Source organism: Saccharothrix hoggarensis, assembly GCF_042678885.1.
GTDB classification, from domain to species: domain Bacteria; phylum Actinomycetota; class Actinomycetes; order Mycobacteriales; family Pseudonocardiaceae; genus Actinosynnema; species Actinosynnema hoggarensis.
Genome location: NZ_JBHTLK010000129.1, coordinates 1 through 19,636 on the forward strand (window position 1 = coordinate 1; position 19,636 = coordinate 19,636).

At 72.8% G+C, this 19,636-nt stretch carries 20 protein-coding genes; 5 read left to right on the forward strand and 15 right to left on the reverse strand.

Features of this window, described 5'->3' with window-relative positions; genetic code table 11:
• Positions 1-203, reverse strand: a 203-nt coding sequence (locus tag ACFQ3T_RS22465) for a tetratricopeptide repeat protein (RefSeq protein ID WP_380725518.1), incomplete at its 3' end; no start/stop codon positions are given.
• A 91-nt stretch (positions 204-294) separates the two neighbouring features.
• Here ACFQ3T_RS22465 and ACFQ3T_RS22470 point away from each other — a divergent pair.
• Together ACFQ3T_RS22470 and ACFQ3T_RS22475 are read left to right on the forward strand one after the other, a co-directional pair.
• Positions 295-1,521, forward strand: a complete 1,227-nt coding sequence (locus tag ACFQ3T_RS22470; RefSeq protein WP_380725520.1) for a tetratricopeptide repeat protein — start codon at positions 295-297, stop codon at positions 1,519-1,521.
• 91 nt (positions 1,522-1,612) lie between these two features.
• A complete protein-coding gene (locus tag ACFQ3T_RS22475) occupies positions 1,613-2,209 on the forward strand; it encodes a DUF2867 domain-containing protein (protein WP_380725522.1) in 597 nt (198 codons plus the stop codon).
• Positions 2,210-2,219: 10 nt separating this feature from the next.
• On the opposite strand, the gene ACFQ3T_RS22480 is transcribed toward ACFQ3T_RS22475, so the two are convergent.
• The 9 genes from ACFQ3T_RS22480 to ACFQ3T_RS22520 all read right to left on the reverse strand — a co-directional run bounded on the left by ACFQ3T_RS22480 (position 2,220) and on the right by ACFQ3T_RS22520 (position 12,659).
• On the reverse strand, positions 2,220-3,206 hold the full coding sequence (locus ACFQ3T_RS22480; protein WP_380725524.1) for a LacI family DNA-binding transcriptional regulator: 987 nt from the start codon (positions 3,204-3,206) through the stop codon (positions 2,220-2,222).
• Positions 3,207-3,371: 165 nt separating this feature from the next.
• Positions 3,372-5,129, reverse strand: a complete 1,758-nt coding sequence (locus tag ACFQ3T_RS22485) for a glycoside hydrolase family 35 protein (protein ID WP_380725526.1) — start codon at positions 5,127-5,129, stop codon at positions 3,372-3,374.
• A complete protein-coding gene (locus ACFQ3T_RS22490) occupies positions 5,122-6,669 on the reverse strand; it encodes an alpha-N-arabinofuranosidase (protein WP_380725528.1) in 1,548 nt (515 codons plus the stop codon). The genes ACFQ3T_RS22485 and ACFQ3T_RS22490 overlap by 8 nt, the downstream gene beginning before the upstream one ends.
• A gap of 61 nt (positions 6,670-6,730) precedes the next feature.
• Positions 6,731-8,074 carry an ABC transporter substrate-binding protein gene (locus tag ACFQ3T_RS22495; protein ID WP_380725530.1) on the reverse strand — a complete coding sequence of 448 codons (1,344 nt, stop codon included), beginning with the start codon at positions 8,072-8,074 and terminating at the stop codon, positions 6,731-6,733.
• A 59-nt stretch (positions 8,075-8,133) separates the two neighbouring features.
• Positions 8,134-8,943: a carbohydrate ABC transporter permease gene (locus ACFQ3T_RS22500; protein ID WP_380725555.1), complete on the reverse strand. Its 810-nt coding sequence runs from the start codon at positions 8,941-8,943 to the stop codon at positions 8,134-8,136.
• A 62-nt stretch (positions 8,944-9,005) separates the two neighbouring features.
• Positions 9,006-9,935: a carbohydrate ABC transporter permease gene (locus ACFQ3T_RS22505; protein ID WP_380725532.1), complete on the reverse strand. Its 930-nt coding sequence runs from the start codon at positions 9,933-9,935 to the stop codon at positions 9,006-9,008.
• A 340-nt stretch (positions 9,936-10,275) separates the two neighbouring features.
• Entirely contained in the window at positions 10,276-11,670 is a 1,395-nt protein-coding gene (locus ACFQ3T_RS22510) for an MFS transporter (protein WP_380725534.1), read from the reverse strand.
• Positions 11,671-11,862: 192 nt separating this feature from the next.
• Positions 11,863-12,216, reverse strand: coding sequence for an ArsR/SmtB family transcription factor (locus tag ACFQ3T_RS22515; protein WP_380725536.1), 354 nt, complete (start codon positions 12,214-12,216; stop codon positions 11,863-11,865).
• A complete protein-coding gene (locus ACFQ3T_RS22520) occupies positions 12,213-12,659 on the reverse strand; it encodes an SRPBCC domain-containing protein (RefSeq protein WP_380725538.1) in 447 nt (148 codons plus the stop codon). Before ACFQ3T_RS22520 ends, ACFQ3T_RS22515 begins: the two co-directional genes overlap by 4 nt.
• Before the next feature lie 115 nt (positions 12,660-12,774).
• Between ACFQ3T_RS22520 and ACFQ3T_RS22525 the strand changes: the two genes are divergently transcribed.
• On the forward strand, positions 12,775-13,779 hold the full coding sequence (locus ACFQ3T_RS22525; RefSeq protein ID WP_380725540.1) for a serine/threonine protein phosphatase: 1,005 nt from the start codon (positions 12,775-12,777) through the stop codon (positions 13,777-13,779).
• Between the two features lie 36 nt (positions 13,780-13,815).
• Here the strand turns inward: ACFQ3T_RS22525 and ACFQ3T_RS22530 are convergent, their stop codons facing one another.
• The 4 genes from ACFQ3T_RS22530 to ACFQ3T_RS22545 form a co-directional block, all read right to left on the reverse strand.
• Positions 13,816-14,676, reverse strand: a complete 861-nt coding sequence (locus ACFQ3T_RS22530) for a class I SAM-dependent methyltransferase (protein WP_380725542.1) — start codon at positions 14,674-14,676, stop codon at positions 13,816-13,818.
• Positions 14,677-14,710: 34 nt separating this feature from the next.
• On the reverse strand, positions 14,711-16,204 hold the full coding sequence (locus tag ACFQ3T_RS22535; protein ID WP_380725544.1) for a hypothetical protein: 1,494 nt from the start codon (positions 16,202-16,204) through the stop codon (positions 14,711-14,713).
• A gap of 148 nt (positions 16,205-16,352) precedes the next feature.
• Positions 16,353-17,258, reverse strand: a complete 906-nt coding sequence (locus ACFQ3T_RS22540; RefSeq protein ID WP_380725546.1) for an NADP-dependent oxidoreductase — start codon at positions 17,256-17,258, stop codon at positions 16,353-16,355.
• Complete coding sequence (locus ACFQ3T_RS22545) at positions 17,255-17,725, reverse strand: MarR family winged helix-turn-helix transcriptional regulator (protein ID WP_380725547.1); 471 nt, start codon at positions 17,723-17,725, stop codon at positions 17,255-17,257. The genes ACFQ3T_RS22540 and ACFQ3T_RS22545 overlap by 4 nt, the downstream gene beginning before the upstream one ends.
• 96 nt (positions 17,726-17,821) lie before the next feature.
• Between ACFQ3T_RS22545 and ACFQ3T_RS22550 the strand changes: the two genes are divergently transcribed.
• Together ACFQ3T_RS22550 and ACFQ3T_RS22555 are read left to right on the forward strand one after the other, a co-directional pair.
• A complete protein-coding gene (locus ACFQ3T_RS22550) occupies positions 17,822-18,451 on the forward strand; it encodes a TetR/AcrR family transcriptional regulator (RefSeq protein WP_380725549.1) in 630 nt (209 codons plus the stop codon).
• A gap of 102 nt (positions 18,452-18,553) precedes the next feature.
• Positions 18,554-19,180 (forward strand): FMN-dependent NADH-azoreductase, encoded by a 627-nt coding sequence (locus ACFQ3T_RS22555; RefSeq protein WP_380725551.1) that lies wholly within the window; start codon positions 18,554-18,556, stop codon positions 19,178-19,180.
• 18 nt (positions 19,181-19,198) lie between these two features.
• Here ACFQ3T_RS22555 and ACFQ3T_RS22560 read toward each other — a convergent pair.
• A partial coding sequence (locus tag ACFQ3T_RS22560) for a helix-turn-helix transcriptional regulator (protein ID WP_380725553.1) occupies positions 19,199-19,636 on the reverse strand: 438 nt, incomplete at its 5' end.

A 19,636-nucleotide genomic window follows, 5' to 3' on the forward strand; every position in this document is an offset into this window, starting at 1 on the left:
AGCGCCCGCGCGGCCGCGGCGGCGGTGCGCAGCGCCTCGACGTGGTCCGGCGCGGCGGCCAGGACGGTGGTGGCGTTGGCCAGCGCCTCGTCCGGGCGGCCCGCGTCCAGCAGCAGTCGGGCGACGTGGGCCCGCACCGGGTGGTTGCCGGGATCGGCGGTCAGCGCGCCGAGCAGTGCCTCGATCACCGGATCATGCGTCACCCGACGTACGCTACCGGATGGCATTCCGTTGACCAGCGACTTCCGTCGTCCCTACGGTGTGCCGGACGATCGCGCGACCGCCGGGGTGGGGATGGACGAGACTGCTGGTGTGGCCGTGCAGCGCGGTCAGGCGCTGCTCGACCTGGGGCGCGCGCGGGAAGCGGAGGCGCAGTTCCGCACCGCGCTCTCCGCGGCGCCCGGCGAGCCCACGCTCCACGCGTTGCTGGCCCAGTCGCTCCTGCGGCAGGAGCGGTACGAGGAGGCGCGCGAGGCCAGCCGCACGGCGGTCGCCGCGGCCCCCGAGCACGTGATGGCCTACTCCACGCTCGCCGCGTCCCTCGCCGGGCTGAAGCGCCTGCCCGAGGCGTTGGAGGCGGTGCGCCAAGCCCTGGCGCTCGCGCCGGGCTACGCCGTGCTGCACGTCCAGGAGGCGTACGTGCTGCTGGCCCAGGAGCGGCCGGAGGACGCGCTGACGAGCATCGCGCGGGCACGTGCCCTCGACCCCGAGGACTCCGACGCCGCCGCGTTGCAGGCCGCCGCGCTCTACGACTCGCACCGGCTGGAGGAGGCCGACGCCGCGGTCGCCGAGGCGCTGCGCCTCGACCCGCAGAACGCCGACGCCCACCGCATCCAAGGGCTGCTGGCGCTGCGCCGCGGCGGTGGCGAGTCCGCCGTCCGGGCACACCGCACCGCCCTGCGCCTGGACCCCACCGACGCGCACGCCCGCGACGGCCTGTCCATCGCCATCAAGTCCCGCAACCCGCTCTACGGGTTGATGCTGCGGTACGGCTCGTGGCTGGCGTCGCTGCCCACGGGGCTGCGCCTGCTGGTGCTGCTGCTGCCGTTCATCCTGACCCGCCTGCTGCGCCCGTTCGACGGCGAGGCGTGGGCGAGCGCGCTGATCGTCGTCGTGATCGTGTTCGTGGTGCTGAGCTGGAGCCTCGAACCGCTGATGAACCTGGTGCTCCTGCTCAGCCGGGAACGCCACCTGCTGAGCCGTCCGGCGAGGCTGGCGACGTACACGTTCCTCGGCTTCGGCGCGGCGGCCCTCGCGACCGTGGCCGTGGGCGCGACCACCGGGCCGTCCCGGCTGCTGACGCTGGCCATGGCGTTGTGCCTGTGGGCGATGGCCACCGGCTCGGCGCACACGGTCAACCAGGGACGCCGGAAGGTGCTGCACATCGGGGCCGGCGCGGCCGCGGTCGTCTCCACCCTCGCGTTCGCCGGGACGGTGGCCGGGACCGGCGGGGCGGGCCTCGCGGTGACCGTCGTGCTGCTCGGCGGCGTGGCGGCCACCTGGTTCACCGTCCTGGGCTGAGCGCCGTCGTGACCCGCGCCACCGGATATACGGTGGCGTATAAACGCTGCTACCTTGATCTGTACGGCACCGTACAGACAGGAGCGCCACCATGAGGCTGCCCACGACCGCGCACACGTCCCGTCCCTGGCGCGTCCACGACCTCGCCGGCGACTTCCAGGTCGAGGACGTGTGGGCGCTGCCGACGCCCGGCGGCCCCGACGACTTCCCGCGGCTGGTCGAGCAGTTCGCGAACGACGACGGGCCGGCCGTGTCGTGCCCGGTGCCCCGCCTGCTCTTCGCGCTGCGCTGGAAGCTCGGGAAGCTCCTCGGCTGGGACAAGCCCGAGGCCGGGCTCGGCGCCCGCGTGGCGACCCTGCGCGACCGGCTGCCCGCGGACCTCCGCGACGGCCCGCGCGGCCCCGACCTGCGCGCCGTCCCGTTCAAGTCCGTGTACCTGACGCGCGACGAGTGGGTCGCCGAGGTCGCGAACCGGACGATGCACGGGTTGGTGCACCTCGGCTGGGTCCCGGACGGCGCGGGCGGCCACCGCGGTCAGATGACCGTCCTGGTCAAGCCGAACGGGCTGCTGGGCGCCGCGTACATGGCGGGCATCAAGCCGTTCCGCCACCTCGGCGTGTACCCGGCCCTGGTCCGGGAGATCGGGCGCGGGTGGCGGGCGGGCGCCGCGGACCGGCGCGCCGGCTGACCGGACCGGGTCAGGCCGGCGGGGGCGCGGTGCTCTCGCGGACCACCAGCCGGGTGGGGACGAGGGTGGTGCCCGGCTTGGTGCGCCGGTGGTGGACCTGTCGCAGGACGCGTTCGACGCAGCGGCGGCCGACCTCGGTGAAGTCCTGGTGCACCGTGGTCAGGGGCGGGATGAACGACGTCGAGTCCGGGATGTCGTCGAAGCCCACCACGCTGACGTCGCGGGGCACCACCTTGCCCCTCGCGTGGAACGCGCGCAGCAGGCCCAGCGCCATCTGGTCGTTGGCGGCGAACACCGCGGTGCAGTCGGGTTCGTCGGCCAGCTCCAGCCCCGCGCGGTAGCCGGAGTCGGCCGACCAGTCGCCGCGCAGCATCCGGGGCACGGGCAGGCCGGCGTCGGCCAGGGTGGCGCGCCACGCCGCGGCCCGGCCCTCGGCGGCGTAGGAGTCCGCGGGCCCCGCCAGGTGCCAGACCGTCCGGTGGCCGAGGTCGAGCAGGTGGCGGACGGCCTGGCCCGCGCCGTCGGCCTGGTCGGTGTCCACGACGCTGTACCGGTCGCCGCCGTTGGAGTCCACGACCACGACCGGCATGCCGATGGGCAGGGTCATGGTGGCGGCGTCGAGCAGGTGCACCTCCATGATCACGATGACCGCGTCGACGGCGAGCTCGCCCAGCCTGGTGAACGCGCCGAGCACGCCGTCCTGCGTGGGCACGGCGACGGGGATCAGCGTGATGGCGTAGCCCTCGTGGGCGGCGTGGTCCACTATCGCCTCCAGCGTGCGGCTGTTGCCGACGCTGGAGAGCGTGAACAGGATGACGCCGATCGTGCGGAACTCGCCGTACTTGAGGGCGCGGGCGGCGCTGTTCGGCCGGTAACCCAGTCGCCGCATGGCGTCGAGCACCTGTTCGCGGGTCGTCCCGACGACGCTGGGGTGGCCGTTGGACACGCGGGACACGGTCTGCGCGGACACGCCGGCCAGGCGCGCGACATCGGCCATGGACACCCGGCGCGCCGGCGCGCGCCGGGTGGACGGCTCCCGGGAACTCCCGGACGTGGACCCGGACGGACTCACGTCGAGGACTCCTTCCCAGGTGGACTGGACAACGTCATACCACTGCAGGACTATAGCCGTCCGCCGGTGACGTCGACATCGACCGAGGCCTCACGACTCGACGTGTCCCAGGTCCGGTCCCGGTACACATCGGACGGTCGGTTCGGTCAGCGCCGCCAGCTCCAGCACGACCACCTCGTTGCCCCCCGCGCGCAGCACCGGGCCGGGGACGTACAGGGTGCGCTGCGGTCCCCGCGACCAGTAGCGGCCGAGGCAGAAACCGTTGACCCACACCACACCCCGGCCCCAGCCCGCGGTGTCCAGGTGGAGGTCGGCCGGCCGGTCGAGGTCGAACCGGGCGCGCAGCAGCACCGGGCCCGCGACCGCGCCGTCGACCGGCACGCGCTCGTCGCCGTCGTCCCACACCGGCGGCGGCACGTCGAGGCGCAGCGGCAGGACCTCCCACCCGGTCAGGGGTTCGCCGTCGAGGGTCGCGCCGCCGACGAGCCCCTTGGCCTCGCCGATCCGCCGGCCGTAGTTGACCCGGCCGTGGTCCTCGACCAGGACGGCCAGCCGCCCGCCGCGGGGCACGCCCAGCGCGCGCTGGTGGTGTTCCCGCATCAGGGTTCCGACGGGGTCGCCGTCCAGGAACACCGAGGCGTGGTCGCGCACCTCGCCGAAGCACAGCACCGCCGGACCGGCGGCGTCGACCCGCGTGGTGACCAGCGCCAGGCGCGGCATCGGCTCCAGCTCGTCGAGCGTCGGCAGGGCGTCGTGGCGCTCCGGGACGCCCCACCGCTCGGGCGCGTCGAGCAGGAACACCGGGTCGGTGAGCGCGGCCGTCAGCTCCGGCGCGGGCGCCGCGACCGGCGGCGGCTCGTCGGGCACGTCGTGGTAGCGGGCGATGACCTCGCGGAACGCGTGGTACTTGGCGGTCGGGTTGCCCGCCTCGTCCAGCGGGGCGTCGTAGTCGTACGACGTGGTGGTGGGCTGGTAGACGCCCTTGTCGTTGGCGCCGCTGGTGAACCCGAAGTTGGTGCCGCCGTGGAACATGTACAGGTTCACCGAGGCGCCCGCCGCCAGCAGGGCGTCCAGCTCGGCCGCCGCGTCCGCCGCCGAGGTGGTGTGGTGGTGCGCGCCCCAGTGGTCGAACCAGCCGTTCCAGAACTCCGAGCACATCAGCGGCCCGGTCGGCTGGTGGCGGCGCAGCGTGGCCAGGCGCTCGGCGGCGCGCGAGCCGAACGACGCGGTCCGGTGCAGCCCGTCGAGGCCGCCCGCGGCGAGCATCTCGTCGGTGGGCTGGTCGACCGTGGTCAGCGGCACGGTGATGCCGGCGTCGCGGGCGTGCTCCGCCAGGGTCTTCAGGTACGTCTTGTCGTCGCCGAAGGCGCCGTACTCGTTCTCGACCTGCACGAGGATGACCGGGCCGTCGTGCTGGACCTGCAGCGGGACGACGACCTCGTACACGCGGTCGAGGTAGTCCTTCACCGCGGCCAGGTAGCGGGGTTCGGCCCGCCGCACGCCCACCTCGGGGTCGCGGAACAGCCAGGCGGGCAGGCCGCCGTTGTCCCACTCCGCGCAGATGTACGGGCCGGGCCGGACGATGGCGCGCAGGCCGGCGTCGGCGACGAGCCGCAGGAACCGGCCGAGGTCCAGCCCGCCGGACAGGTCGAACACGCCCGGAGCGGGGGAGTGCGCGTTCCAGGGCACGTAGGTCTCGATGGTGTTCAGGCCCATCCGCCGGGCCTTGTCGATGCGGTCGGCCCACTGGTCCGGGTGCACGCGGAAGTAGTGCAGCGCGCCGGACAGGACGCGGAACGGCCGGCCGTCGAGCAGGAAGTCCCGCTCGCCGATGGTGAACTCAGGCATGGTCACCCGCAACGGGGCTCAGGACGAGCGCGGACCACGACAGGGCCGGGAGTGTCACGGAGATGGTTGTTCCTTCCGGGTGTGGCAGCGGGTGCGCCCCGGTCAGGGGCACCGGCTCGACGGGCTGGGAGTGCTCGGTGTTGGCCGCGTGGCGGGTGGCGCCGGGCGGCACGGTGACGGTGTGCGCGTCGGCGAGGGTGAAGCGTCCGCCGTGCAGCGACAGGCGCACGTCGGTCGCCGCGGCGGTGGACCGGTTGGCCAGGAACACGGCGACGCCGCCGGTGCGCTCGTCCACGGTGGCGGCGGCGTCGACCGGGTCGACCGGTCCGTGCTGCGCGGTGCGGATCGGTGTGCCGGTCACGGTCGTGCGCACGCTCGTGCCGCGGGCGTGCGCGGCGGCGGCGCGGAACGGGTGGAACGTGGTCTGGCGCCAGGCCGGGCCGCCGGGCTCGCTGCGGATCGGCGCGATGACGTTGACCAGCTGGGCGAGGTTCGCCACGGTGACGCGGTCGACGTTGCGCAGCAAGGTGTTCAGCAGCGACCCGACCACCACGGCGTCCGTGACGGTGTACGTGTCCTCGATGACGCGGGGGTGCTTCCGCGGCGGGCCGGAGCGCAGGCGGGGCTGCTCGACCTCGTTCCAGTGCCGCTGGTCCCAGACGTTCCACTCGTCGACGGCGATGCCGATGTCCTTGGCCAGGGCCAGTTCGGCGAGGGTGTCGTCGATGATGGAGGCGGTGGCCTTGAGGTAGCGGTCGAACGCCGCGCCGCTCGCGAGGTAGCTGTCGACGTCGCCGTCGTGCTCCTGGTAGTAGGCGTGCACGGAGATGTGGTCGACCAGGGCGGCGGTGTGGGTGAGCACGGTGCGCTCCCACGCGCCGAACGTCGGCATCTCCGCGTTGGAGCTGCCCGTGACGACCAGTTCGACGTCCGGGTCGATCATCCGCATCAGCCGCGCGGTCTCGGCGGCCAGCCGACCGTACTCCGCGGCGGTCTTGTGGCCGACCTGCCAGGGGCCGTCCACCTCGTTGCCCAGGCACCACAGCCGGATGCCGAACGGCTCGTCCGCGCCGTTCGCCCGGCGTCGTTCGCTGAGCGTCGTGCCGCCGGGGTGGTTGCAGTACTCGAGGACGTCGGCCGCCTCCTGGATGCCGCGGGTGCCGAGGTTGACCGCGTACATCGGCTCGACCCCCGCCTCCCGTGCCCACGCCACGAACTCGTGCAGCCCGAACTCGTTGCCCTCCACACTGTGCCACGCCGGGTCGAGGCGGGTGGGGCGTTCGGCGACCGGGCCGACGCCGTCCTCCCACCGGTGCGAGGACACGAAGTTCCCGCCGGGGTAGCGGACCACGGTGGGGCCCAGTTCGCGCACGAGGTCGAGCACGTCACGGCGGAAGCCGCGCGCGTCGGCGGCGGGGTGGCCGGGCTCGTGGACGCCCGTGTGCACCGCCCGCCCCACGTGCTCGACGAACGAGCCGAACAGCCGGCGTGGCACGGCGCCGATCGCGTCGCCGAGGTCCACGTCGATGGTGACGGTCATGTGTCCGCTCCTGGGGTCGTGGCGGGGGGGGGGCCGGCGCCCGGCCGCCCCGCCGCGGTGGTCACCCGGTGGTGACGGTGAAGCCCTGCTGGTTGCCGTAGTCGACGAGCGCCTTCTGCCAGTCGGCCAGACCGGCGTCGATCGCGGTGCTGTTGGCGTAGGCCTTGCCGACGGTGTCGCCGAAGATGCTGTTGGCGTACAGCTGGTAGGGCAGGTACGACCAGCCCGGCACGACCTCGTCGGCGGCGGCGGTGAGCACCTGGTTGATCTGCTGACCGCCGAAGTACGGCTCGGCCAGGTCCTTGAACGCGGGCGAACCCAGGTCGGCGGTGGTGGCCGGGAAGCCGCCGCTCTCCAGGAACGTCTTGACGCCGTTGCCGTTGTTCAGCCAGCGCACGAACCCCGCCGCCAGCGCCGGCTTGGCGCTCTGCTTGAGCACCGACTGGCCGCCGCCGCCGTTCTCGGCGGTGGCCGGCTTGCCGTCGTAGGTCGGCATCGGGGCCACGGCCCACTTGCCGGCGCCGTCGGGCACCGAGGACTTCAGCACGCCCGGCATCCACGCGCCGGTGACGAGCGTGGCGATGGTGCCGTCACCCAGCGCCTTGTACCAGGCGTCGGACCAGCCGGGGATGGTGGAGACGAGCTTCTGCTCCACCAGCTCGTTCCACGTCGACGTCCACTTCCGGGCGCCCTCGTCCTGCAGGTTGATCTTGACGTTCTTGCCGTCGGTGGTGAACGGCTTGCCGCCCGCCTGCCAGATCATGCTGGTGGCGAAGCCCGCGTCGCCGGTGTCCGAGGCGATGTACTTGGTCGGGTCGGCGGCGTGGAGCTTCTTGCCCGCTTCGACGTACTCCGCCCAGGTCTTGGGGACCGCGATGCCGTGCTGCTCGAAGACCTGCTTGTTGTAGAACAGCGCCATGGGGCCCGAGTCCTGCGGCAGGCCGAACAGGCCGCCACCGACCTTCACCGAGTTCCACGTGGACGGGCTGTAGTCGTCCTCGAAGGCGTTGAAGCCGTACTGGCCGAGGTCGACGAGCGCGCCGGTCATCGCGAACTGCGGCAACGCCTGGTACTCGACCTGGGCGACGTCGGGCGCGCCGGAGCCGGCCTTGATGGCGTTCTGGAGCTTGGTGTAGTGGTCGTTGCCGGTGCCGGCGTTGACGTAGTTGACCTTGACGTTGGGGAACTCCTTCTGGAACGCCTCGACCTGGGCCTTCGCCGAGGGCGTCCAGCTCCAGTAGGTGATCTCCCCGCCTTCGCGCAGGGCGGCGTCGACCGCGTCCTGGGTGCCGGTGGCGCCGACCGGCGCGGGGGTGTCGCCGCCGGAGGAGCAGCCGACGAGTGCCGTGGTGAGGGCGATCGCGAGGGCGGCGGCTGCCTGCCAACGGCGCCTGGTGGGTGACATGGGGGAAGTCCTTTCGCGGCGGTGAGGTGGGACTCGAGAGGAGGAGGAAGAGGAGGAGGTCACTGCTTGACGCTGCCCGCGGTCAGACCCGACTGCCAGAACCGCTGGAGCAGCAGGAACGCGATGACGAGCGGGACGATCGTGATGACCGAGCCGGTGATCACGAGGTGGTAGATCGGCTGCGCGCCGACGCCGGAGGCCTGGGCGCTCCACTGGTTGAGGCCGACGGTCAGGGGGTACCAGTCGGGTTCGCTGAGCATGATCAGCGGCAGGAAGTAGTTGTTCCAGGTCGACACCACGGAGAACAGCGCGACCGTGACGACGCCGGGCAGCAGCAGCCGCAGCGTCACCTTCAGGAAGATCCGGACCTCGCCCGCGCCGTCGATGCGCGCGGCCTCCAGCAGCTCGTCCGGCACCGCCTCGACGGCGTAGGTCCACACCAGGTACAGGCCGAACGGGCTGACCAATGACGGGATGATGATCGCCCACGGGGTGTTGGTGAGCCCCATCTGGCTGAACATCAGGAACGTCGGCACGGCCAGCGCGGTGCCGGGGATGGCGATCGCGCCCAGCAGCACGGCGAACACCGCGCGCCTGCCCCGGAACCGGTACTTGGCCAGGCCGTACCCCGCCGCCGTCGCCAGGACCGTCGCGCCGCCCGCGCCGACCACGACGTAGAGCAGCGTGTTCCCCAGCCACCGCAGGAAGATCCCGCCGTCGTGGGTGAACGTCTCGGCGATGTTGTCGAACAACGCGAACGAGCCGCCGAAGGCCAGCCCCGACGTCGACAGCAGGCTCTGCTGGGTCTTGGTCGCGCTGATCAGCAGCCACGCCAGCGGCACCAGCGTGTACAGCAGGTACAACGCCATCACGACGGTCAGCGCGACGGACTTGCGGGGCTTGAGGAACGTCCGGGTGGTCGCCACGGCGCTCACGCACCCTTCCGCGCGCCGCGCAGCTGCACGACGTAGGCGATGACGGCGGTGAGGATGCCCATGACGATCGCGACGGTGGCCGAGTAGTTGTACTGCTGGCCGCTGAACGACAGGTTGTACGCGTACATGTTGGGCGTGTAGTAGGTGCTGATCGCGCCCGGCGCGAGCGCCCGCAGGATGTTGGGCTCGTTGAAGAGCTGGAAGCTGCCGATGATCGAGAAGATCGTGGCGATCACGACCGCGCCGCGGATGGCGGGGAGCTTGATGCTGCGGACGATCCGGAACGTCCCCGCGCCGTCGATGGCCGCGGCCTCGTACAGCTCACCCGGGACGACCTTCAGCGCCGAGTAGAAGATCAGCATGTTGTAGCCCACGAACTCCCACGTCACGATGTTGCCGATCGACGCGAGGACCCAGTCCCCGGACATCGGTTGGACGGCGTTGCGCCCGAGCAGGTCGTTGAGGTCCGCGGCGAGGCCGAAGTGGTCGCCGTAGATGAAGCCCCACATCAGCGCCGCCACCACGCCCGGCACCGCGTACGGCAGGAAGATCACGATCCGGAAGAAGCCCGCGGCGTGCAGCCGGGCGCTGTCGATCGCCAGGGCCGCCACCAGCGCGAGGACCAGCATCACCGGCACCTGGACGACCAGGAACAGCAGCACCCGCAGGAACGACTCCCAGAACTTCGCGTCCGCGAGCACGACCGCGTAGTTGTCCAGGCCGACGAACTCCGTGCCGCCGAAGAACACCTGCTCGCGGAACAGGCTCAACCACACCGCGTAGACGATCGGCGCCAGGAACACCAGGGCGAACACGAGCAGGAACGGCGAGACGAACAGCCAACCCCTGCGGTGGACCCGGTGTCGGCGCGCGGACCGGGCCCGCCGGGCGGGCGGCGCCTCGACCGGGACCGAGATGGACGTCATCGTCTCTCCCTGCTGACTGACGTGGGCGGATGCGATGTTTACGCAAACATTGGTGGCGGACGCTAGCCGCCCGTCCGCCGGTGTGTCCAGCCCGAGACTGTTCACTGCATCGTTACAGTTCTCAATCCGTGACGAAAACGCTGGTCTTGGCCATCTGAAGTCATCGCGCTGCGACGTGCCGTCGGGATCTCGACCGTCGAGCCGCTGGCGCCGAAGTGCCGCACCTTGCCGAGGGTTCGCCGTGATTGCGCAAACAACCGGCCACGACAGGAGAAGACCGGACCCCGGCGCCGCGGGAATCCGGTCTTCTCCTGTCGTGGCCGGCCTGTCGCGCCTCCGGCTAGGCCGCCACGGTCGCCACGGGCGCGCTGGTGGTGGGCTGGTCGGCGCGCGGGCGCAGGCCGAACCAGATGAACACCACGCTCGCCAGCGTGACGACGACGTTCACGCCGAGCGCGAGGTGGATGCCCGTCAGCTCCACGGCCTGCGTCGCGGCGATCGCGCTGAGGATCGGGATGCCCGCGGTGATCGCCACCTGTTGCGTCATCGACGTGAGTCCGGTGGCCAGGCCCTGCTCCTCGTCGGGCAGGCCGGAGGTGCCGGTGACGGTGTACGCCACGATCGCCGTCACGTGGCCGAAGAAGCCGATGAACAGCGCGGGCACCAGGATGGCCAGCGCCATCCGGTCCGCACCGACGAACACCAGTGGCAGGGTCGCCAAGCCCTGCACGACCATGCCGACCACCAGCACCTTGCGGCTGCCGTGCCGCCCGATGAACCGCCCGGCGATGACCCCGGCGGCGACGGCGGCCAGGCCGGGCACGCCGAAGACCAGGCCGGTGACCAGCGGGGACAGGCCGAGGACCCGCTGCACGTACAACGTCATCAGGAAGATCATCGCCGGTTCCATCGTGAAGATGACGAGCCCGGCGAAGTTGCCCCACTTCACCGTGGGCCGCTTGAGGATGCGCACGGGGGCGAGCGGCGCGGGGGAGCGCAGCTCGATCACCCAGAACGCGGCCAGCAGCACCGCGCCGACGACGGCCGAGGGCAGGTTCTCCTCGATGATCGCGTAGACCACGGCCAGGAGGCCGGCCGTCACGGTCACCGCCCCCGGCAGGTCCAGCTTGACCCGGCTGGGCCACCGGCTCTCGTTGATCAGGAACGGCGTGAGGACCAGGATGGCCACGGCGACGGGGACGTTGATGAAGAACGCCGCCCGCCAGCTCGTCACGCTGACGAGCGCGCCGCCGACCAGCGCGCCGACGGTGAAGCCGCCGGACAGCAGGGCGCCGTTCAGCCCGAGGACGCGGTCGCGGGTCGCGCCTTCCTCGAACATGGTCGTGAGCAGCGACAGCGCCGCCGGGATCGTCATCGCGGTGGCGAAGCCCTGGAGCACCCGCGCGGTCAGCAGCATCTCGGGGTTGACCGCGAAGCCGCCGAGCAGGGACGCCGCGGTCAGCAAGGCCATGGCGGCCAGGAACAGCCTGCGGCGGCCGAACAGGTCCGCCATCCGCCCGAACAGCAGCGTGAAGCCCGCCGCGGGCAACGCGTACGCGGAGATGATCCAGGGGAGCCCGTCGGAGCCGAGCCCGACGCCGGCTCCGGTCTCCGGCAGCGCGACGTTGAGGATGGAGAAGTCGACGGACAGCATGAATCCGGCGCCCAGCAGCACGAACAGGGTCAACCGCTGCCGGCTGCCGAACCGCGGCGGCGACGTTGTGGTGGTGGTCAAGACGGTTCCTTCTCTGCGAGGGCCCGGAGGTCGACGGTCGGCGCGCCGTCCGCGTGGCCGTGGCCAAGGGGGTCGCGAGCCGTTCTCCGGGCAGCGCGAACACACCCCGGAATCGGGGTGCGTTCGCGGGTTCGGTGGATTCGGCGCCGCCCGGCCGGTCGCGCCGGTGCGGGCTGGGGGAGAGGGGTGGTGCTAGCGCGACTCGCGCTCGGCGGCCTCGGCGAGGCGCTTGATGGTGGCCAGTCGGCGGTCCCAGTCGGCCGCGAGCGCGGCCATCCACCGGGCCGTCGCGTCCAGCGCCTCCGGCCTCACCGCGTACCGCACCTCGCGCCCGACCCGGCTGCCGGACACCAGCCCGGCGGCGTCGAGCACGGCCAGGTGCTTGACCACGGCCTGCCGTGAGACGGGGAGGCGTTCGGCGAGCGTCGTCGCGGTCGCCTCGCCCCGCGCGGCGAGCACGTCGAGCAGTTGCCGCCGGGTGGGGTCGGAGAGCGCGGCGAGGACGCCGTCGACGACGTCGACGGCGCCGCGACGTCCGTCCGTCACTCCGGCAGGTGTTCGGCGCGCTTCTTGAACGCGTCGATCACCTCGGGCCAGCCGCGGCGGTTGTCCTCCAGTGCCTTGTCGCGCAGGTCTTCCGGCGCGGCCAGCGACGCGAAGCCGCTCTCGACGACGCGGAGGCGCGTCTTGTCGCCTTCCGACGTCAACGTGAACTCGACCAGGGTGCTGTTGTCCGGCCGCAACTCCTGGCCGGGGAACGCGCTGGCCCACCGGTACGCGACGTACGTCGGCGGCTCCAGCTTCTCCACCTGCACGGGGAACTCGCCGTACTGGGAGTTCTTCGCCACCACCGACTCGCCTTCCTTCGCCACCGTCCCGGCCAGGGTCGCCTCGTCCGCGACCCAGAAGCCGGGCTGGGTCACCAGCGACCACACCCGCTCCAACGACGCCTCGATCAGGGTCTCACGTTCGATCCGGTCCGCGCTCATGCCTGGAACTCCTTCGGTGACGCCATCAGATGCAACCCCAGGGTTGCACATAGCCTGTCGAAGTGCAACCGCACAGTTGCACATGAGGTGGCTCCAGGGCTGGGATGATCGTGTGATGACGGCTGCCAGGCGCGCGCTGCACGAGAAGCTGTCGGGCTTCCTCGCCTCGCGCGACGACGACGAGCTGGTCGCGCTCCTCGACGCGGGACGGGCCGGTGACGTCGGCGTGGGCGGCGGCCCCGCGGTGCTCGACGTCGACGGCGTGCCGGTGTTCGCGAAGCGCGTCCCGCTGACCGACCTCGAACTGGCCCACCCGCGCTCCACCGCGAACCTCTTCGACCTGCCGGTGTTCTGCCAGTACGGCGTCGTCAGCCCCGGGTTCGGCGCGTGGCGCGAGCTGGCCGCGAACCTCGTCGTCACCGAAGGGGTTCTCGCCGGCGAGACGGGGTCGTTCCCGCTGCTGCACCACTGGCGGGTGCTGCCCGGACGCGCACCCGTCGCCGCCGAGCACGCCGACGTCGACGCGGTCGTGGCCGCGCTGGACGGCAGCCCGGCCGTGCGGGCGCGGCTCGAAGCCCTGGCCGCCGCGACGTCCAGCCTGGTGCTGTTCTCCGAGTACGTCCCGCTCCCGCTGGGGGACTGGCTCGCCGAGGACCCGGCGGGCAAGGCGGACGTGGTGGAGCGGCAGCTCGCGGAGATCGTGGCGTTCCTGCGCGGCCGCGAGCTGCTGCACCTGGACGGGCACTTCGGCAACCTCCGCTCGGACGGCGAGCGCATCCACCTCGTGGACTTCGGGCTGGCCACGTCGCCGCGGTTCGACCTGTCCGCCGCCGAACGCGACTTCGTGCGGCGCAACGCCGACCACGACGCCGGGTACGCGTCCATGCGCCTGGTCAACTGGCTGGTGACCGAGGTGTGCGGCGTGGAGGTCCCGGCCGTCGGCGGCCCGGTCGCCCGCAACGAGTTCGTGCGCCGGTGGGCGGCCGGTCACGTCGCGGACGGCGTGCCGCCGGGCGTGGCCGCCATCCTGACCCGGCACGCGCCCGCCGCGGCGGCGATGAACGACTTCTACTGGCGGCTGTTCGACGGCGACGTGGGCGCGGAGTTCCCGCGCTGGTGACCGCCTGCCCCGGTCGAGCGAGGTTCGCGTGGCGCGTTATCGGCGCGGCGACCCCGACGCCGTGAGCAGGAACGCGGGCGCCCACCAGTAGTCGTGCAGCCGGGTCACCTCGACGTCGGCGAACCCGGCCCGCTCGGCCTGCTCCGCCCACCGCGCGGCGGGCTGCTCCCACGTCGCCCGGATCGCGCCGGGCATGAGTTGGCCGGTCAGCACGGGCATCAGGAAGCCACGGGCCACGAGCGCGCGGTCGGCGCCGTACTCCGCGAGCCCGCGCTCGTAGGTCTCGGCGAGGCGACGCAGGTGCTCCGGTCCGCCGTGCGGCAGGTCCGGGACGTCGAACTCGACCACGGCGAGCGTGCCGACGTGCCCGACGAGGTCGGACAGCACGCCGTCGCGGACGTCGTGCGGCAGCGCGTGCAGCGCGAACGTCGACTGCGCCACGTCGAACGCGGTGTCGTCGGCCAGGGACGCGGCGAACGGCTCGACCCTGGTCGGCCGGGCGTCCACCTCGAAGCCGTCCAACGCGCGCACGGCCGCGTCCAGCAACGCCGCCGACGGCTCGACCAGGGTCACGGTCGAGCCGCCGTGGCCGGCGAGCGCGGGCCGGAGCAGCCGGCCGTCGCCGCACCCGACGTCCAGCACGGTCGGGTGCCGGACGCGGGCGTGCAGGGCGGCCAACGCCTCGCCGACGGCCCGGTAGAGGCCGACGTTGCCGCCGCCGTCGATGAACGCCTCGAACGCGGCCGGCTGGTCGTAGACGGACCCGCCCCGCTCCTCCGCCAGGTGCGCGGCCAGCGCCTCGGCCAGGGGCGATCCGCCGTCGCGGACCGCCGCCCCGGCCCGGTCGAGGTCTCCGGCGGCCACCGCGTCCAAGGCGTCCTCGATGTTCGTCGTCACGGCGACGAGCATGCCGAAGGCGGGTGCCGGCGGCTCACGCCCGCATGAGGATCAGGTCGCCGTGACCGCCGTAGCCGAGCACGGGCTCCGCGTACTGCGTGCCGTCGAACGTGATCAGCCACCACTCGCGGCCGACCGGCAGCAGCATCGGGTGCGGGATGTTGGTGCCGTACGGCGCGTCGAGGGTGCCGAGCTTGCGCATGGACATGTCGTAGACGGGGTACTGGCGGGCGTCGCCGTCGCTGGCGAACACGTGCCAGTCACGGCCGACGCGCTGGATGATCGTGCCCTCGGTCTGGTCGACCGCGTTGTCCGCGCCGACCAGGGCGAGCGATTCCGCGTAGTCGGCGCCGCGGGGCCCGATGGCGAGCGCCGGGTGGAAGACGAACGCGGGCTGCTGCGCCTCGCTCTCCACGAACGCGAGGTTCCAGCGGCCGTCGATGCGGGTGAGGGCGGGGTCCCACGAGCTGACGGCGGTCGGCAGCGCCAGCCGGGACGTCGGCAGGACGTGCACGCCGCTCAGCACGTTCGCCCTGGTCGTGGTGTGGCGGATGTGGACGCCGCGGAACGCGAAGTCGCCCCACGAGCTCATCAGCAGGATGAACCGGCCGGTGCGGTCGTCGTAGACGATCTGGCCGGCGTGGTCGCCGAGCACGACGCCGTCGCGTTCGAAGAACAGCACGGCGACCTGCTCCAACCGGCTCGGGTCGGCGAGGTCGATCGTCCACACCGCCCAGTGCGCCTGCTGGAAGAACCCGAGGCCGGCGTTGGTCATCGTCAGGTACAGCTTGCCGTCGCGGATGAACGGCCTGCCGTCGGCGTGCTGCACGACGTGCGGGTCGCGGACGCCCGCCTGGCCGAAGTACCCCGCCCGCACCCGGCCGAGGCGCACGTCGCCGTCCCGCCCGCCGTAGGCGTAGTCGAGGCCGCCCAGCACTGCGGGGACCCGCAGGTCGACGAGGGCGCGCACGCCGTCCCGCTCGGTCAGCACGGGCTGCCAGCCGGTGCCCGTGCCGGTGGTGTCGAGCAGGACGGTGACCGCGTTCTCGTTGACGACCACGGCGAACCGGAACGCGCCGGTCACCACGCGGACGTCGGCCGACTTCACCACGGTGGTGGCGCCGCCGGTGGCGACCTCGATGGTCGCCCGCCCGGTGGACGCGTCGAACGTGCCCAGCACGGAGGTGGCGTTGCCCGCCAGGCCCGCCACGACCACGCCGCCGGTGCCGGCCTGCTGCACCTCCACCAGCACCGACCCGAACGGCGCGCGCGGCCGCACGCCGGTGCGGACCAGCGTGCCGGCGGCGGCCGAGGGCGGGGTGACGGCGCTGTCGTACTGCACGAACCGCGGCGCGACCAGGTCGAACGGCCGGTACTTGTGCGACACCTCGAAGTGCAGGTCGAACGGCGTCACGGACGGTTGAGCCATCGCGGGCACGGTACCGAACGCGGTCGCCAGCCCTCCGATCGCGCCCGCCGCCCCCAGGTGCCGCAGCACCGTGCGCCGATCGAACTCCCGTGCCGCCATCGGACCTCCTCGGATCGAGCTCCTGCCGGTAACTGGTTCACCATGTGTTACAGGCAGTGGTGAGCAGGTGTCCAGGGGGCGCCCGAAGTCCGCGCCGCACGGGAACGATCCGGGAGCACGGCTCGTGGGGACGCGGCCGGAGCCGTGATCACACCGTCAGCACGACCTTGCCGCGCGCGTGGCCCGAGTCGCTGAGCCGATGCGCCTCGGCGGCCTCCACCAGCGGGAACGTGGCGGCCACGGTGGTGCGGAGCGTGCCCTGGGCGGCGAGGTCTGCCAGTTCGGCGAGGCGTTCGGCGGACCGCTGCTGCGGACCGGCGGCGAAGACGACCCCCAGTTCGTGGGCGGTGTTGTCGGCGATCGTGACGATCCGGTCGGTGCCGCCGCGCAGCGTGATCGAGTCCGGCAGCGCGCCCTTCCCCGCGACGTCGAACACGGCGTCCACGCCTTCGGGCGCCAAGGCCCGCACCCGCTCGACCAGGCCCTCCCCGTAGGTGGTGGGCGTGGCGCCGAGCGCGGCGACGTGCTCCTGGTTGCCGGGGCCGGCGGTGCCGATGACCCGCACGCCGGCGGCCACGGCCACCTGCACGGCGATCGACCCGACCGCGCCCGCGGCGCCGTGGACGAGCAGCGTCTCACCCGGCCGGACGTCGAGCAGGCCGAGCACGCGGTCCGCGGTCTCACCGGCCACGGGCAGCGTCACGGCGTGCTCCCACGACAGCCCTTCGGGCTTGCGGGCGACCGTGGTGGCCAACGCGTGCTCGGCGTAGGAGCCGGTGTCCGCGAAGCCGAACACCGGATCGCCCACGGCCACACCGGTGACGTCCGCGCCGACCGCGTCGACCACGCCGGCGACCTCCAGGCCGAGGATCGCGGGCAGCGGTGTGGGGAAGACGGCCTCCATCGCGCCCGAGCGGACCTTCCCGTCGAACGGGTTCACGCCCGCCGCGCGCACCGCCACCCGCACCTGGCCCGGTCCCGGCTCGGGGCGCGCCACGTCGGCCGGGCGTAGCTCCTCCGGTCCGCCGAACCGTTCCAGCACCACGGCTTTCATCCTGGTTCCTCCTCGATCGGGTGGGTGTGCCGGTGGGCGATCGCGTGCTCGACCGCGCCGGCGAGCCTGATGAACGTGTCGACCTCGGCCGGGTCGAGCCCGCGCACGGACGCGCGTTCGAGCGTGGACCACAGGTCGGTCAACGGCTCGCGCAGGGCGCGGCCCTCGTCGGTGAGCCACACGTGCAGCACCCGCCGGTCCCGCTCGCTCGGCTCGCGGGTCAGCAGGCCCGCGTCCTGCATGCGGCGCAACGACTTCGAGACGGTCGAGTGGTCCAGGCCGACGTGCTCCAGCAGCTCGGACTGCGTCTGGCCGTCCCGGTCGAACAACCGCATCAGCAGCAGTTCCTGGCCGGGGTGCAGGCCGAGGTCGCGCAGCAGCGCGGCGGCGAAGCCCCGGTGCGCCCGCGCCAGCGTGAAGATCGCGTAGCTCAGCCTGCCCGCGTCGGCCGTGCTCGGCTGGTCCACGGTCACCTCCGTTCTGTGGCTGGCCACATGACCGTACCACGATTGGTTGGCCAGCCACATGATTGTGCCGGCGCAGACGGACTACAGTCCGCCTCCATGAGCGACGAGCACGGCGGTGGCGCGCATCAGGACGTCGAGTTGGCGAGTCTGCGCGGACCCGCGCCGAAGGAGCGGGCCGACGCGGCGCGCAACCGGGCCAAGATCCTCGACGTGGCGGCCCGGCTCTTCTCCCGCCACGGCGTCGCCGCCGTGTCGATGGACCAGATCGCGGGCGAGGCGGGCGTGGGCAAGGGGACGTTGTTCCGCCGGTTCGGCGACAAGGCGGGCCTCGCGTCGGCACTCCTCGGCGTCCGCGAGGAAGACCTCCAGCGGTCCGTCCTCAGTGGACCGCCGCCGGTCGGGCCGGGCGCGCCGGCGGGGGAGAGGCTGGTCGCGTTCGTCACGGCGTACGCGCGGTTCCTGGAGGCGAACCTCGACCTGGTGCGGCTGTCGGAGACGGCGAGCCCCGGCGCGCGGTACCGCACGGGCGCCTACCGGTTCTGGCGGCTGCACCTGCGCATCCTGCTGGCGGAGGCGCGGCCGGACCTCGACGCGGACTTCTTCGCGCACGCGCTGCTCGCCCCGCTGGCCGCCGACCTGCGGCACGCGACGGGCGAGGAGTTCTCCGCCGATCGGTTCGCCGACGACGTCGGCCGCCTGGCCCGCCTGGTGCTGACCGGCGCGTGACGGGGCGCACGACGGGCCGCCCGACACAAACGGACTGCAGTCCGCTACAGTGGTCGTTATCCGGACCGCAGTCCGGTTGATCGCGCCCTGATGGAGGACCGCATGACCACCCTGCTGCACATCTCCGCGTCACCCCGCGGCGAGGCGTCGGAGTCGCTGGCGATCGCCCGCACGTTCCTCGACGCCTACCGCGCCGCGCACCCCGACCACCACGTCGACGCGTTCGACCTGTGGGACGGCACGCTGCCCGAGTTCGGCCCCGACGCGACCGCGGCCAAGATGGCGGTGTTCGCGGGCCAGGAGCCGTCGGGCGCCGCCGCCCGCGCGTGGGACGCCGTCGTGCGGACGTTCGAGCGGTTCGCCGCCGCCGACGCGTACCTGTTCAGCGTGCCCATGTGGAACACCGGCGTGCCGTACGTCCTCAAGCAGTTCATCGACGTGGTGAGCCAGCCCGGCATGGTGTTCGGGTTCGACCCCGAGCACGGCTACCGCGGCCTGCTCACCGGCCGGAAGGCCGCGGTCGTCTACACCAGCGCCGTGTACGGGGACGGCGTCCCGCCCGCGTTCGGCACGGACTTCCAGCGGCCGTTCTTCAACGGCTGGCTGCGCTGGGCCGGGATCACCGACATCACCGAGGTCGAGTTCCGCCCCAACCTCGTGACGCCCGACGCCGAGCAGGCGCGCGAGCAGGCGCACGAGGACGCGGCGACCGCGGCCAAGGCGTTCTGACCCCGGTCGGGCCGCCGCTCAGCCGGTCGTGCGGTCCTCGGGCCGCAGCGTCGCCACCAACTCGCCGCGGCTGCGCGCGCCGACCTTGCCGAACACCGACTTCAGGTGGTCCTGCACGGTGTGCGCGGAGATCGCGAGCCGGACCGCGATGTCCGAAGTGGACCGTCCCGCGATGACCTCGTGGCACACCTCGCGCTCGCGGGCGGTCAGGCCGTAGGCGGCGAACAGCAGGCCGAGCAGGTCGTCGGCGGACGCCCGTTCCACGGTCACCACCGTCTCGGCGTCGTCCTCGCCGATCAACCGGCCCGCCCGCACGACGACCCAGCCGCCGGACGCGTCGCGCACCCTCGCCCGGAACGTGCCGGACGCGGCGGACCGCGCGCCGACCGCCACGGCCCGCACCAGCACCGCGAACCGGCCGGGCGCGACCTCGTGGAACTCCTCCTGCCACGGCCG